The sequence below is a fragment of the Actinoplanes italicus genome (assembly GCF_003001815.1).
Classification (GTDB): Bacteria; Actinomycetota; Actinomycetes; order Mycobacteriales; family Micromonosporaceae; genus Actinoplanes; species Actinoplanes italicus.
In genome coordinates, this window is record NZ_PVMZ01000010.1 from 163,903 (window position 1) to 178,128 (window position 14,226).

General features: G+C 71.6%; 10 protein-coding genes and 1 pseudogene. 2 read left to right on the forward strand and 9 right to left on the reverse strand.

Features of this window, described 5'->3' with window-relative positions; all coding sequences use genetic code 11:
• Positions 1 to 16 precede the first annotated feature (16 nt).
• Positions 17 to 1,177 (forward strand): methionine adenosyltransferase, encoded by a 1,161-nt coding sequence (metK, locus tag CLV67_RS24680; protein ID WP_106322323.1) that lies wholly within the window; start codon positions 17 to 19, stop codon positions 1,175 to 1,177.
• 65 nt (positions 1,178 to 1,242) lie between these two features.
• Here the strand turns inward: metK and CLV67_RS24685 are convergent, their stop codons facing one another.
• The 3 genes from CLV67_RS24685 to CLV67_RS24695 all read right to left on the reverse strand — a co-directional run bounded on the left by CLV67_RS24685 (position 1,243) and on the right by CLV67_RS24695 (position 5,005).
• The gene (locus CLV67_RS24685; RefSeq protein ID WP_106322325.1) at positions 1,243 to 1,791 is read right to left on the reverse strand and encodes a dihydrofolate reductase family protein; all 549 of its coding nucleotides are present in this window, start codon (positions 1,789 to 1,791) and stop codon (positions 1,243 to 1,245) included.
• A 62-nt stretch (positions 1,792 to 1,853) separates the two neighbouring features.
• Positions 1,854 to 3,629, reverse strand: a complete 1,776-nt coding sequence (locus tag CLV67_RS24690) for a non-ribosomal peptide synthetase (RefSeq protein ID WP_106322327.1) — start codon at positions 3,627 to 3,629, stop codon at positions 1,854 to 1,856.
• 11 nt (positions 3,630 to 3,640) lie between these two features.
• Positions 3,641 to 5,005 (reverse strand): FAD-binding oxidoreductase, encoded by a 1,365-nt coding sequence (locus tag CLV67_RS24695; RefSeq protein WP_106322329.1) that lies wholly within the window; start codon positions 5,003 to 5,005, stop codon positions 3,641 to 3,643.
• A gap of 119 nt (positions 5,006 to 5,124) precedes the next feature.
• Here CLV67_RS24695 and CLV67_RS24700 point away from each other — a divergent pair, with 119 nt between their 5' ends.
• Positions 5,125 to 6,489: a condensation domain-containing protein gene (locus CLV67_RS24700; protein WP_170153974.1), complete on the forward strand. Its 1,365-nt coding sequence runs from the start codon at positions 5,125 to 5,127 to the stop codon at positions 6,487 to 6,489.
• Positions 6,490 to 6,548: 59 nt separating this feature from the next.
• Here the strand turns inward: CLV67_RS24700 and CLV67_RS24705 are convergent, their stop codons facing one another.
• From CLV67_RS24705 to CLV67_RS24730, 6 genes and pseudogenes are all read right to left on the reverse strand, one after another.
• Positions 6,549 to 8,126: a GMC family oxidoreductase gene (locus CLV67_RS24705; protein WP_106322333.1), complete on the reverse strand. Its 1,578-nt coding sequence runs from the start codon at positions 8,124 to 8,126 to the stop codon at positions 6,549 to 6,551.
• A gap of 31 nt (positions 8,127 to 8,157) precedes the next feature.
• A complete protein-coding gene (locus CLV67_RS24710; RefSeq protein ID WP_106322335.1) occupies positions 8,158 to 9,393 on the reverse strand; it encodes an acyl-CoA dehydrogenase family protein in 1,236 nt (411 codons plus the stop codon).
• Positions 9,394 to 9,426: 33 nt separating this feature from the next.
• On the reverse strand, positions 9,427 to 10,611 hold the full coding sequence (locus CLV67_RS24715) for an acyl-CoA dehydrogenase family protein (protein WP_106322337.1): 1,185 nt from the start codon (positions 10,609 to 10,611) through the stop codon (positions 9,427 to 9,429).
• A gap of 26 nt (positions 10,612 to 10,637) precedes the next feature.
• Positions 10,638 to 12,020: an aminotransferase family protein gene (locus CLV67_RS24720; protein WP_239166316.1), complete on the reverse strand. Its 1,383-nt coding sequence runs from the start codon at positions 12,018 to 12,020 to the stop codon at positions 10,638 to 10,640.
• 36 nt (positions 12,021 to 12,056) lie between these two features.
• Positions 12,057 to 13,328 (reverse strand): annotated as a pseudogene (locus CLV67_RS24725) (aminotransferase-like domain-containing protein); the annotation flags it as partial.
• A gap of 3 nt (positions 13,329 to 13,331) precedes the next feature.
• On the reverse strand, positions 13,332 to 14,165 hold the full coding sequence (locus CLV67_RS24730) for an SAM-dependent methyltransferase (protein WP_106322339.1): 834 nt from the start codon (positions 14,163 to 14,165) through the stop codon (positions 13,332 to 13,334).
• Positions 14,166 to 14,226 lie beyond the last annotated feature (61 nt).

Sequence of the window (14,226 nt, forward strand, 5' to 3'; positions counted from 1 at the left end):
GGGAAGCGGGCTGATCATGGCACGCCGCCTGTTCACCTCCGAGTCGGTCACCGAAGGCCACCCGGACAAGATCGCCGACCAGATCAGCGACGGGATCCTCGACGCCCTGCTCGCGCAGGACCCGCGGAGCCGCGTCGCGGTGGAGACCCTGATCACCACGGGCCAGGTGCACGTGGCGGGGGAGGTCACCACGCACGCCTACGCCGACATCCCGAAGATCGTCCGGGACACGGTGCTGGACATCGGTTACGACTCGTCGTCCAAGGGCTTCGACGGCGCGTCCTGCGGCGTCAGCGTGTCATTGGGCGCGCAGTCGCCGGACATCGCGCTGGGAGTCGACGGTGACTCCCTCGACAGTCAGGGTGCCGGTGACCAGGGCATGATGTTCGGCTTCGCCTGCTCGGAGACGCCCGAGGCGATGCCGTTGCCGATCGCGCTGGCGCACCGGCTGGCCCGCCGGCTGTCGGCGGCGCGCAGGGACGGCACGATCCCCTATCTGCGGCCGGACGGCAAGACGCAGGTCACCATCGAGTACGACGGGCTGCGTCCGGTGCGTCTCGACACGGTCGTCGTTTCGACGCAGCACGCGGGCGGCATCTCGCTGGAGTCGCTGCTCACGCCGGACGTGCGCGAGCACGTCATCGGCCCCGAGCTGGCGGGCCTCGGCCTGGACACCGACGGCTACCGGCTGCTGGTGAACCCGACCGGGCGCTTCGAGATCGGCGGTCCGATGGGCGACGCCGGTCTCACCGGCCGCAAGATCATTGTGGACACGTACGGCGGATACGCCCGTCACGGCGGCGGTGCCTTCTCCGGCAAGGATCCGTCGAAGGTGGACCGCTCCGCGGCGTACGCCATGCGCTGGGTCGCCAGGAACGTCGTGGCCGCCGGCCTGGCCGAGCGCTGCGAGGTGCAGGTCGCCTACGCGATCGGCCGGGCCCACCCGGTGAGCCTGTTCGTGGAGACGTTCGGCACCGAGAACGTGCCGGTCGAGCGGATCGAGAGGGCGATCGGCGACGTCTTCGATCTACGGCCGGGCGCGATCATCCGTGACCTGGACCTGCTGCGCCCGATCTACCGGCAGACCGCCGCCTACGGGCATTTCGGCCGCGATCTGCCGGACCTCAGGTGGGAGAGCACCGACCGCGCCCAGGACCTGAAGATCGCCGCCTCCTGAACACGCAGAAGGACCAGGGCCCGGGTTTCCGCCGGGCCCTGGTCCTTTCCGCATGGGGGAGAGCGTCAGTAGACGACCCGGCTCAGGATGCTCAGCTCGTCCGCCTTGACGATCTCCAGCCGGACCGGTTCGCCACCGGGGTTGTGGAAGAGCCGGACACCGTCGCCGAGCAGGATCGGGGTGACGTAGACGAGGATCTCGTCGAGCGCCCCGATCGCGATGCACTGCCGTGCCACATCGGCGCCCAGGACGCTGACCAGCTTGTCGCCGGCGGCCTCCTTGGCCAGCGCGATGGCCTTCTCCAGGTCGTCCACGAAGGTCACCCCCGGCTCGGATTTCTCCGGGATGTGATGGGTCAGCACGAAGGTGTGACCCTCGTACTGCCCGTCGTAGCCGCCCTCCTTGTCGGTGCCGGCGTTCGGGTCGTCACCGTGGTAGGTGTTGCTGCCACTGAGGACCGCGCCCACCTCGGCGACCAGCGGATTGGTCGAGTCGTCCGCGGAGTCGCCGCCGTCGTCGGAGCCGCCGGCGAGGCCCATCCAGGACATGTCCCCGTTCCGGCCGGCGATGAAGCCGTCGAGCGACATGGCGCATTGGTACTGCAACTTGGTCATCGCAAGTCCCTCCGTGTTTGCTCGATTGGTCGGTTGGCCGCTTTTACGGCAATCTACCCAGTTCACTGGCGGCTCGCACGGCGGGAGCCCGGCGTGCCGCCGGTCGAAGCGGCGATCCGTGCGGCGAGTCCCGCCACGGTCGGGTCGTCGAAGACCGCGTCCACCCGCACCGGGACCCCCAGCACCACCTTGATCCGGTTGACCAGCCGCAGCGCGTTCAGTGACTGGCCACCCAGATCGAAGAAGTCATCGTCGACACCCACCTCGGGTATACCCAGCACCTCCGCGAAGATGCCGCACAGCTCCCGCTCGACGGCGTTGCCCGGCGCCCGGGACACCACCGGCCCGGTGAGGTCGACCCGGGGGAGTGCGTCCCGGTCCAGCTTCCCGTTGGCCGTCAGCGGCAGCCGGGGCACGGGCACGAAAGCCGACGGCACCATGTAGTCGGGCAGGGACCGCCGTGCGAGAGCGTCCAGCTCCGCCGGAGTCGCGCCGGACGGTCCCGGCACCAGGTACGCCACCAGCGTCTTCTCACCGCTGCTTGTCTCCTGTGGCACCACCGCCACGTCGGCGACACCGTCGTGGCCGGCCAGTACGGCCTCGACCTCGCCGGCCTCCACCCGGAACCCGCGTATCTTCACCTGGTCGTCGATGCGGCCCACGAACTCCAGCAGGCCGTCGGGCCCGTACCGGACCAGGTCACCGGTCCGGTACATCCGCCGCCCGGCGGGGTCCTCCAGAAATCGTTCCGCGGTGAGGTCGGGCCGGTTCAGATATCCGCGGGCCAGCCGGTCGCCACCGATGTGGAGCTCACCCACCTCGCCGTCGGGGACCGGGTTCAGGGCCTCGTCGAGGACGTGGACCCGTACGCCCGCCATGGGCTCCCCGATCGGCATCGTGGGCCGTGCCTCGAACGGGGCGCGCCAGGTCGACTGGGTGGTGAAGAGCGTGTTCTCGGTCGGGCCGTACAGCACCCGGACGACCAGCCCGGGACAGGCGTCGAGGACCTTGCGCACCGCCACCGGCGACACCACGTCACCGCCGGTCATCACCTCACCGGCACCGTCGAGCAGCTCCGGCGCCTCCTCGGCCACCGCCCGGAACAGCCCGGCCGTCAGGTGCAGGGCGGTGACCCGCTCCTGGGCGACGAGCCGCCGCAGCGCGTCCAGATCGACGTCACCGGCCGGCGGCACGACCACGCAGCCGCCGTGCAGCAGCGGCACCCACACCTCGTAGGTGGAGACGTCGAAGGCGTACGGTGCGACCATCGGCACCCGGGTGTGCCGGCCGCTCCCGGCCCAGCACGGGTCCAGTGCCAGAGACAGCACGCCGCCGTGGGTGATGGCCACGCCCTTCGGGGTGCCCGTGGACCCGGACGTGTACATGACGTACGCGAGCCGCAGCGGGTCGTCCGGCATCGGGGGAGCGCCGGCGGGCATGTCCGGCAGCTCGGTGTCGGTGTCGACGACCACGATCCGGTCGCATTCGGGCAGGCCGCGTGCCTCCCACGCCTTGTCCGCGATCAGCACTGCCGGCCGGGCGTCGGCGACGATGCGGCGCATCCGGTCCAGCGGGTAGGCACTGTGCAGCGGCAGATAGCAGCCGCCCGCCTTGACGACGGCGAGGAACGCCACGACGACCTCCGCCGAGCGTTCCACCAGGACGGCCACCGGTTCGTCGGCCCGTACGCCCAGGCCCAGCAGGCGGTTCGCCAGCCGGTTGGCGCGCTCGTCGAGCTCACGATAGGTGAGCCGGGCGTCGTCGGCGTCGACCGCGAGCGCGTCGGGGGCCGCGGCCAGCTGCGCGGCGAAGGCCGCGGGAATCGACGGGAAATCCATGAGGGCTCCAATCAGTGCAGCGCGGTGGCGTTCGGGGCGATGTCGTCGCGGAAGATCCCGGCCGGGTCCACGCGGGCGCGCACCCGGTCGACGGCCTCGATCCGGTTCGCGTCGAGGTGCCGCTGCGGCTGGGCGACGTTCGCGGCGAACGTCGGCGTCGTGGTCCCGGTGTCCCACGGGCGCAGGGTGTCTCGCAGGACCGCGGTGCGAGCCCGGATCGCCTCCGCGGTGACGCCGAGCGGCACCCCTCCACCCAGGTACGCGAAGCGGGCATCCAGATGGTCGAGTGCGCCGCCGAACGGCGACGGCACGGCCAGTGCGCCGCCCAGCTGACGGATCTCGACGTTGGTCAGTGGCGATCCGGACCCGTGCCCGGCCACCCGCAGCAGCGCCGAGACGGCCTGTTCGTCGAGGTCGCGCAGCAGCATGTGGTCGCCGTACACGGGGAACGGCTCGGTCGGGTCCATGTGGGTCTGCAGCACCGCGGCCGGCGCGGCCGATGCCCAGGTGTCGAGCAGCGGCGGTGCGACGGCCCGCAACGGGTCGAGCAGACCGGCCGCGATGCGTTCGCCCCCGGCACCGCCGAGCACCGCACCGTCCACACAGAGCACCGTCCCGACGCGCAGCGCCGGGGGGACGTCCGGATGGTCGGGCAGGTTCATCAGCCGCACCGTGGTGGTCGCGGCCCACGGCGCGGTCCGGGTCCAGTCCAGCCAGGTGGTCAGCAGCCGTTCGGCGTCGGTGGCGGACCAGTAGGCGGCACCGGTCACGACCTCGGTGGCGGGGAAGAGTTGCACCTCGACGGCGGTCACCACACCGAACCCGCCGCCACCGCCGCGCAGGGCCCAGAACAGGTCCGGGTCCCGGTCGGCGTCGGCCCGCCGGACCCGGCCGCCCGCGGTCACCAGCTCGACCGCGCGGACACTGTTCGCCGCGATGCCGGTCTGCCGTCCGTAGAAGCTGATCCCGCCGCGCAGCAGGTAGCCGACCGCGCCCACCAGGGGTGACGAGCCGTGCGGGGCGGCGAGGCCGTACGGCTCGGCGGCCTCGGCGACCTCGCCCCAGGACGTACCGGCCGGGATCCGGGCGACGCGGTTGCCGGCGTCGATCTCGACGCCGCCGCCGATGCGGGTGCGGATCAGCAGCGAGTCGCGCATCGGTCGTGCCGTCGCGGCCGCGTGCCCGGTGCTGTGGACCCGTACCGGAAGATTCGCGGACTCGGCGGCGGCGACGGCCTGGCGCACCTCGGGCACCGAGGTCGCCGTGACCGCGGCAGCGGGTTCGACGGGTGCCGCCAGATTGAACACCTCGGTTGCGGCCGCATAGGCCGGCGAGCCCGGAGGCGCGGCATCGACCGTGTTCAGGGATTCTGACATGTTCCGAGCGTCTCCCGAGTCCGGCCGGCCGGGCATCTCCCGGCGTGCCGACCGGGGCGGGCGGCGAACCCGGCAGGATGGGAGATGTCCGCGGTCGGGGCAGCTGTGAGGCTGAGAGGATGACGATCGGAAATCCGGCGGGGAGGCAGACGAGCCGTATCCCGTTCTCGGCCAACCAGGAATTCACGTTCATGTTCGACGAGGGGGACGCCGACGGCCAGTTCGGCCCCCGCAACCACCTCGTGCACGGCTGGCGCGTCCACGGCCGGATCGATGTGGACGTGCTGCGGGCGGCCCTCGACGACCTCGTGGAACGCCACGAGATGCTGCGCACGTCGATCGTTCTCGGCGACGACGAGCGCTATCAGAAAGTGCTGCCGCCCGGCTCCCCGGAGCTGACCGTCCGCGACCTGCCGGCCGCGCCGGCCGCGCGCGAGGAACGGGCCGAGGAGCTGCTCATCGACATCGAGTCCCGCACGCTGGACATCGACGTGGTGCCGCACCTGCGGGCCGTCTTCGCGCGGTTCACCGCCGACGACGGGGTGCTCGTGCTCCAGGTGCACCACTCGATCGCGGACGGCTGGTCGATGCGTCTGATGGCACGCGATCTGGTCACGCTCTACTCGGCCCGGCGGGCGGGTCTGCCGATCCCGGAGCGCCCCCGGCAGTACCGCGAGTACGTCCTCACCCAGCGGGAGACGCTGAGTCAGGACGACGCCGGGGAGGCGCGCAAGTACTGGCGGGACAAGCTGCGCGACGCCGAGGTGTTCGCGCTGCCCACGGACCGTCCGGAGTCGACGACCGCGCCGAAACTCACCTCGATCCACCGCCATCTGATCACCGCCGACGTCGTCGCCGGGATCCGTGAGCTGGCCCGGCGCACGAGGACCACGCCGTTCATGGTGTGCCTGTCGGCGCTGGAGATCGCGTTCAGCCGGATGAGCGGCCGCACCGACGTCGTCGTGCCGACGTTCACCCCGGGGCGTGACGACGGGCGCTTCGACGAGACGGTCGGGACCTTCTTCAACTTCCTTCCCCTGCGTACGGACATCGCGAACTGCCGCACGTTCCGCGAGGTCCTGATGCGCACCCGGCAGACATGTGTGGAGAGCTACGCGTACGACATCCCGTTCGTGCAGATCTTCGAGGAGGCGCCGGACCTGATGAACCCGGCCGGCGACGAGAACGCGGCGCTGTGCGTCTTCCAGTTCTTCCCGTTCCCGTACGTGCTCGACGGCGAACGCATCGGTGATCTGAGCCTGGCCGAGATCCGCAGACGGCTCGTGTCCCAGCCGGTCGGCTGCGACGTGCCGGACGGCATCCTGTGGACGCTGAACCTGCACCCGGACGGTGACCTGATCGGCCACCTGCAGTTCCGCCGGAACCGGTTCGACGACGCGACCGCGACCCGGCTCGAGCGGGAGTTCACCCGGATCCTCACGAGAGGCGTGTCCTGTCCGGACGATCCGATCCCGGCCGCATGACGAAGCCGCGCGATCCCCGGCTGTTCGTGCAGCCGGGGATCGCGCGGGTGTGCCGCCGGTCAGACGGCGACGGCGGCCGCCACCCGGGGCAGGGGAGCGGCGCCCTTGATCAGGTCGGCGGCCTTCTCGGCGATGGCGATCGTCGGGGCATTGGTGTTGCCGCTGACCAGCGTCGGCATCACCGAGGCGTCCACCACGCGCAACCCCTCGACTCCGAGGACCCGCAGCTCCGCGTCGGTCACCCTGCCCATCGCGCACGTGCCGGCCGCGTGGTACGACGACTGGGTGGTGCGCCGCAGGAACGCGCGGACGTCGGCGTCGGCGGCTGAGTCCGGCACGCTCACCGGCCGTGTCGTGTACGGCGCGAGCGCGCGTTGCGCGGCCAGTTCCAGCACCGTCCGCACCCCGGCGACCGCGACGTCCAGATCGGCCTCGTCCTCGTAGTAGCCGTGTGCGATGCGCGGCTTGACCGACGGGCCGTCGCCGGCGAGCGTCACCGAACCCCGGCTGCGCGGGCGCAGGACGTATCCGCCGGCCGAGACGGCGTGACCGGTCGGCGCGCCCAGGCCGCCCTCGACGTACATCACCGGCAGGCAGGTGAACTGCAGGTCCGGGGCGGGCAGGCCGGGCCGCGAGCGGGTGAAACCACCGGCCTCCGGCCCGTTCGACGACAGTGGCCCGGTCCGGTCAGCGAGGTACCGCCGCAGGTTCTCCTCGCTGCCCGCGGCCAGCAGGCTCACCGGTTCGTCGTGACCCCAGACCAGCCAGAACTGCGGATGGTCCTGCAGATTGCGCCCGACCAGCGGCTGGTCCACCTGGACCGGCAGCCCCAACGCGCGCAGCTGGTCGGCCGGGCCGATGCCGGACAGCATCAGCAACTGCGGTGAGGCATACGCCCCGGCTGCCACGATGACCTCACGCTCGGCCCGGATCTCCAGCTCCTCGTCGAGCCGCCGGCCCACGATGCCGGTCGCCCGGTCACCGGACATGGTGATCCGGTGCACGCTCACGTGGGTCTCGACGGTGAGGTTCGGCCGGTCCAGGGCCGGGTGCAGGTACGCGGCCGCGCTGCTGCACCGCACGCCGTCGCGCTGGGTCACCTGGTAGAGGCCGAAGCCGTCCTGCCGGTCGCCGTTGAAGTCGTCGTTGCGGGAGTAGCCGGCCTCGGCGGCGGCGTCGACGAACGCCGTGGCCATCGGGTTGCGCGACCGGTTGTCCGACACCGCGAGCGGGCCGCCGGTCCCGTGGTGGGCCGAGGCGCCGCGTTCGTTGTCCTCCGAGCGCAGGAAGTACGGCAGCAACTCGTCGTACGTCCAGCCCGGCTGATGCCAGGAGTCGTAGTCGTGACGGTTGCCGCGGATGTAGATCATCCCGTTGAGCGAGCTGGTGCCGCCGAGCCCACGGCCCTTGGGCAGATAGATCCGGCGGTCGTCGCAGTGCGCCTCGTGGTGGCTGTCGTAGTCCCAGTCGTACCGCGACCGGAACAGCTTCGCGGCCGCCGCCGGCACACTGATGTCCGGGTCGCCATCGGACCCGCCGGCCTCCACGAGACACACGGTGACGCCGGGGTCCTCGCTCAGGCGCGCGGCGAGCACGCAACCGGCCGAGCCGGCGCCCACGATCACGTAGTCGTACATTCCGTCCTCTTCCGTGGTGGAGGGCGACCGGTCACTCCAGACCCAGCCGCTGCTTGGTGAGGTCACGCACCGCGACGGTCGGCAGGAAGACCGCGAGCCCGGTGTGGTTGTGCATCGTCGACATGTCGCGCCACACGCGTTCCAGGCGCTCCCCGCCGCGGACCGAGCTGGATCCGGCGGTGGGGAACAGATTCGACTCCACCGCCCGCCAGCACAGCCGCAGGATGTGCCGGCAGATCACGGCGATCCGCAGATCCTCCTCACGGGTGAACGCCTCCGGGCCGGCGGCGCAGGTCCGCTGCCAGCGCCGGATCGCGCCGGCCAGCGCGGCCTCCGCGGTGTCGACCATGCCGCAGGCGTCGCCGAACCACAGCTGGTAGTCCGGGTTCTCGCCGCGCGGCACGATCGGTGGCAGCAGGGTGGTCCGCTCGCGCAGCATCTCCTCGTAGATGTCGAGGGCGTTGCGAGCCATGCCGACCGCCAGCGCCGCCACCTCCATGTTCATGTAGCTCAGCGGGCCACCGCCGTACTCGGGGTTGCCGTGCAGCGTCCGGCCCGGCGTGCCCCGCTCGACGGCGACCTGGCTGACGTGCACACCGAGCATCGCCGAGTGGTCCGGGACGAGCGCGTCGTCGACCGTGATGCCGTGCGAGCCGCTGCCCCGCAGCCCGAGCTGGTCACCCCAGTCGTCGAGCCGCCGCCACCGGGACCGGGGCACCACGAACAGCAGGGTCTGATCCGGCCCGCCGTCGTCGGCGGGCACCAGGGCGTGGCCCATGAAGTGCGTCGCGTACGGCGAGCCGGAGCAGTAACGCCAGGTGCCGCTGACCCGCCAGCCGCCGTCGGGCAGCCGGATCGCGGACCCGCCGGGCACGATCGTCGCCGGGCAGATGAAGTCACCGTCGGCGAACAGCTCCGCCTGGGCGGCCTCGCCGAACAGCGAGGCCGCGGGCAGGGCGTGGGTGGCGCCGAGGCAGTACATCCACGCGGTGGACGGGCATCCCCGGGCGAGGATCTTGGTCACCTCGAGGAACGTCTCGACGCCGAGTTCGAGGCCGCCGTACCGGCGCGGGACGAGGATCCGGTAGAACCCGGCCTCGGCGAAGCGACGGTGGGTGTCCTCGGCGTAGTAGGTCCGGCTCTCGGTCTCGGCCTGCCGGCGGACCAGCTCGGGGACCATGGCCTCGGCCCGCGCGATCAGGTCGGCGGGGGAGGGGCCGTGCTCCGGCGGCGCCGGGTTGCGGTTGGTTCGCGTCCCGAGGGTCATACCAGCACACCTCTTCTCGTACGTCGGCCGCGGTCAGATGTAGACGGTGTTGGGCTCCAGGCCGCACGCGACCCGCCCGTACAGCTCGAGGTTGGTCTCCGGGTGCATGATCGCGTGCAGGCTCAGGGCGTCCATGTCCCGCTTGATCCGCTGGATCGGCACCTCGCGGTGGATCGACGAGCCGCCGCTGGCCCGGGCCAGCACGTCGACCGCCTCCCGGGCGCGCTGGACGGTCGCACCGGTGTGCAGCCGGGCCGCGGCCCGTTCCTCCAGCGTCCACCCGGCACCGGCGGCCGCCTTGCTGTCGATCGTCTCGGCCAGTCGCCGCACGTGGAACTCGGCCTCGTTCAACTTCGTGATCGCCTCGCCGACCTGCAGGTGCGTGACCGGCGCCTGGCTCTGGTCCTCGTACGCCGTGTAGGTGATCTTGCGGCCGGGCAGGCGCTCGAAGAACGCGTCCCGGGCCGCCCGGGCCAGGCCGAGCGCGGCGGCGCTGACCGTGGCGCAGGCCGTGGGCATGAACAGAGCACGGAACACCGGCGAGTCCGCGTTGAGCCGGGACAGGTGCTGCCCCTGCAGGACCGGGACCATCGGCAGGACCCGCTTCTCGGGGACGAACAGCTCCCGTGCGATCGTGCTGACGCTGCCCGAGGCCCGCAGGCCCGACGTGTGCCAGTCGTCGACGACCTGCAGATCCTTCGTCGGGATCGCGACCATGATCGGGGCCATGCTGCCGTCCGGCATGGCCATCACCGCGGCGTTGGTGTTCCAGTCGCTCTGCTGGACGCCGCTGTTGAAGGTCCACTTGCCGTTGAGCACAATGCCGCCGTCGACCGGCCGGCCCATCGCGCTCGGGCCGAGGATGCCGCAGATCCGGGCGCCGGGGTCGGCGAACACTTCGTCCTGCACCTCGTCCGGGAACAGCCCGGCCATGAAGGTGCTGATCGACCACACCGCCACGGTCCACGCCGTCGAGCCGTCACCACGGCCCAGCTCGGCGATCACGTCGACCACGGTCCGGGCGCCGGCCTCGTATCCGCCGTAGCGGGCCGGGACGCGCAGCTTCGTGAAGCCGCCGTTGACGAGCGCCTCGACGACCTCGTCGTGCAGGCGCCGGTTGTCCTCCATCCACTGCGCGTGCTTCTGCAGCACCGGCACCAGCTCCGCGGCCCGGGCCACGAGCTCCTCCCGCGGCGGTGCCGCGACGTTCGTTTCCATCCCGATCTCCTCGCTTGAATAAGGGGTCAGTGGCCGCGGATCACGCCGTCGGTGCCGAGCCGTTGCAGCACCTCGGTCACGCCGTCCGCGGCGCGGGCGACCTCCTCCTCGGTGATCACCAGCGGCGGCGCCATGACGATCGTGGGGCCGTAGTGGCGCAGGATCAGGTCGTGCCGGTCGTACAGCTCGTCACAGGCGGCGACGGCGGCCATCGGGGACTGCGGCTGGCGGGTGGCCCGGTCCGCGACCAGCTCGATGCCGACCATGGCGCCCTCGACGCGTACCTCGCCGACGGCGGGCAGCTCGGCCGCCTTCGCCAGCCCGGCCCGGAACCACTCGCCGATCTGCCGCGACCGCGCGATCAGGTTCTCGTCCTCCAGCAGCCGCAGGTTGCGCAGCGCGACGGCGCAGGACGAGGGGTGACCCGAGTAGGTGTGGCCGTGGAAGAAGAAGTCGTCGGTGTCGGCGACGACCCCGGCGATCCGGTCGCTGAGCAGGACGGCACCGAGCGGGGCGTAGCCGCTCGTGAGTCCCTTGGCGGTGACGATGATGTCCGGGTCCATGCCGCGTCCGGCCGAGTCGAACCAGGCGCCGGTACGCCCGTAGGCGGTGATCACCTCGTCGGCGATCAGCAGGATGCCGTGGGCCCGCAGCACCTGGCGGATCCGCGGCCAGTAGTCCTCCGGCGGGGCGACCACGCCGCCCCCACCGAGGACGGGCTCGCCGATCATCGCGGCGATGTTCCCGGCGCCGATCCGCTCGATCGTCTGCTCCAGCTCGGCGACCAGGAAGTCGGTCGGGTCCTGGCCCTGGTAGAACTCCTGGTGGTACGGCCACGCCGGGCTCAGCCGCTCGACGTGCGGGAGGTTCGGGCCGACCCCCTGATGCATGAGGTCGAAGCCGGTGACCGTGCCGCTGCCGTAACTGGCACCGTGGTAACCGAACTGGCGCCCGAGGATCCACGTCCGGCCGGTCTCGCCGTTGCGGTGGTGGAACAGCCGGGCCGCCTTGATCGCGGTGTCGTTGCCCTCCGAGCCACTGCCGGTGAAGTAGACCCGGTTCAGGCCGGCCGGCGCCAGGTCGGCGAGCCGGGCCGCGAGCTGGACCGCCTTGTCGTTGGAGAACTCGTAGAAGCAGGTGAAGTAGGCCAGCTCGCGGATCTGCTCGGCGGCGGCCTCGGCCAGTTCCTCCCGGCCGTGCCCGACCTGGGCCACCCAGTTGCCGGCGCCGGTGACGTCGAGGCGGGCCCGGCCGTGCGCGTCCCACACGGTGCTGCCCTTGCCGCGCACGATGACGCGGCGGTCGGCGCGCATCCGGGTCTGGTGCGGGTGGATCAGGTGGCGGCGGTCCAGTTCCTCGATGTCGCCCGCGGTCGTCGCGGTCGTCTCTCGTACAGCCGAAGTGGTCATGGTCCTCTCCTGGGTGGTTGTCGTGGTCATGTCCCGGACGAAGGCGGCCAGCCGGCCCACCCCGTCGGTGATCTCCCGGGGCGTCACGCTGCTGAACGCGAGCCGGATCCGCCTGCGGGCCTGGCCGTCGCCGTGGAAGTGGTGCATCGGCGTGAACAGGACGGCGTGGTCGCGGGCGCATCGCTCCAGTTCCGGGTCGCCGGCCTCGAACGGCAGCTCCAGCACGGCGAAGAACCCGCCGTCGGGTGCGTTCCAGGTGACGCCCGGGTTCGTGGCGCGGGGGAAGCGGCGGTCCAGTTCGTCCAGCAGCAGGCGCCGGTTGCGCTGGTAGAGCTCGTTGCCGGCGGCGTTGGCGGCGCGCAGGCTGAGGCCGTGTGCCAGCAGCTTGCCGCCGATCACGGCCTGCGCGATCGGTGCGGTGTTGACCGTCAGCATGCTCTTGAGCCGCGCCAGCTGGCCGGCCAGCGGTTCGGTGCCGGACGGGGTGGCCACGGTCTGGTCGGCGACGGCGAAGCCGACCCGCGCGCCGGGGATCCCGGACTTGGCGAACGTGCCGAGGTAGACCACACGCCGGTCCCGGTCGAGTGCCTTGAGCGTCGGGAGCGGGTCGCCGTCGCGGAAGATGCCGTACGGGTTGTCCTCCAGCAGCAGCAGGTCGTGGGCGGCCGCGATGTCGAGCAGCCGCTCACGGTCCGCCGTGCTCAGCGTGCTGCCGGACGGGTTCGCGAAGTCCGGCACGACGTAGCAGGCGCGCGGGCGCAGGCCGTCGCGGCGGGCCCGGCGCAGCACCCGCACCAGGTCGTCGAGGTCGATGCCACGGTCCGTCTCGGCGACCGGCAGGACCGGCATGCCGGCCAGCCGCGCCGCCCCGGTCAGGCCGACATATCCGGGAAACGCCGCCAGCAGCACGTCCTCGGGTCCCGAGCGGAGCGCCTGGACGACGAGGAAGATCGCCTCCTGGCCGCCGACCGTGACGACGATCGACTCGGGGTCCGCGAGGATCGACTCGTCCACCGCGAGATGTTCCGCCACCAGGTCGTTGATGATCCCCTTGGTCGGCCCGTACTGGAGCAGCGCACGCCGTACCGCAGCATGATCGTCGTTGAACTTCCGGGCCAGGTGTTCGGTGAAGATCGTCAGGTACTCGTGCACCAGGGCGGTGTCGAAGAAGTCCTCGTGCGGCCGCCCGGCCGCGAACGAGATGGCCTCCGGATGGCGATGCGCGATCTCGTTGAGGAACGTCATCGAGTCGAGGACCGGCGAACTCAGCGAGTCGTGCAGGTCCCGCTGATCCAGATCGGCCACCACGACTCAGTCCCGCGACCGTCGGCCCGCGATGAGCGCGTACCCGATCGTGCCGGCCTCCGGGGCGAAGAAGCCCGCCATGCTCTGCTCGAACCGGCCGACCGCCTCCTCACCCGCGGTCGACACCAGCTCGGTACGCCGCGCGGCGAGAGCCTGGTGATACCGGTCCTTCTGACCGAGCACCCGTGGCCCGAACTGGGCATACTCCTCGACGGAGAAGCCCGCCGACCGGATCACGTCGAGCCACTGGCTCAGCGTCGGCAGCTCGCTGCCCCAGGTGCTGGTGTTGAACCGGGTCATCTGCCCGTCCTCCAGCGCGACCTCCTTGGTGCAGTGGCAGAACGCGAACCGCCCACCGGGCCGCAGCACCCGGTGCAGCTCACGCAGGGCGGCCGGTAGATCCGGAGCGCCGAGCAGCGCCTCGATCGCCACCACGCCGTCGAACGCCGCGTCCGGGAACGGCAGCTCCATGTAATCGGCCTGGCGGAACTCCACCTGCCCGGCCAGCCCGGCGGCCGCGGCCCGGCGGCGGGCGTGGGCCACCTCCTCGTCGCTGATCGCGACACCGGTGATCCGGGCGCCGCTCTCGCTCGCCATCAGCACCGCCGGCGCACCCGGCCCGCAGCCGACGTCGAGCAGATGCTCACCGGCCCGGATGCCCAGCGCCGACAGCACCTTGCGGGTCACCCGCCGGCCCGCCTCGGCGATCGAGGCGTCGTCGTTCTCGTCGTACCAGTACGCCAGGTGGAAGGCACCGTCGTTGACGGCATCCACGATGGGTGTCAGGGCGTCGAACGCCGCACTGATCGGCCGCGTCTCGCTCCTGGTGGTCTCGCTCATCGGCTCCTCGCTTCGTCGCTCAGCACTCTTCAAGAGCCTGGTGGAGGCGCGCCGGCGGCGG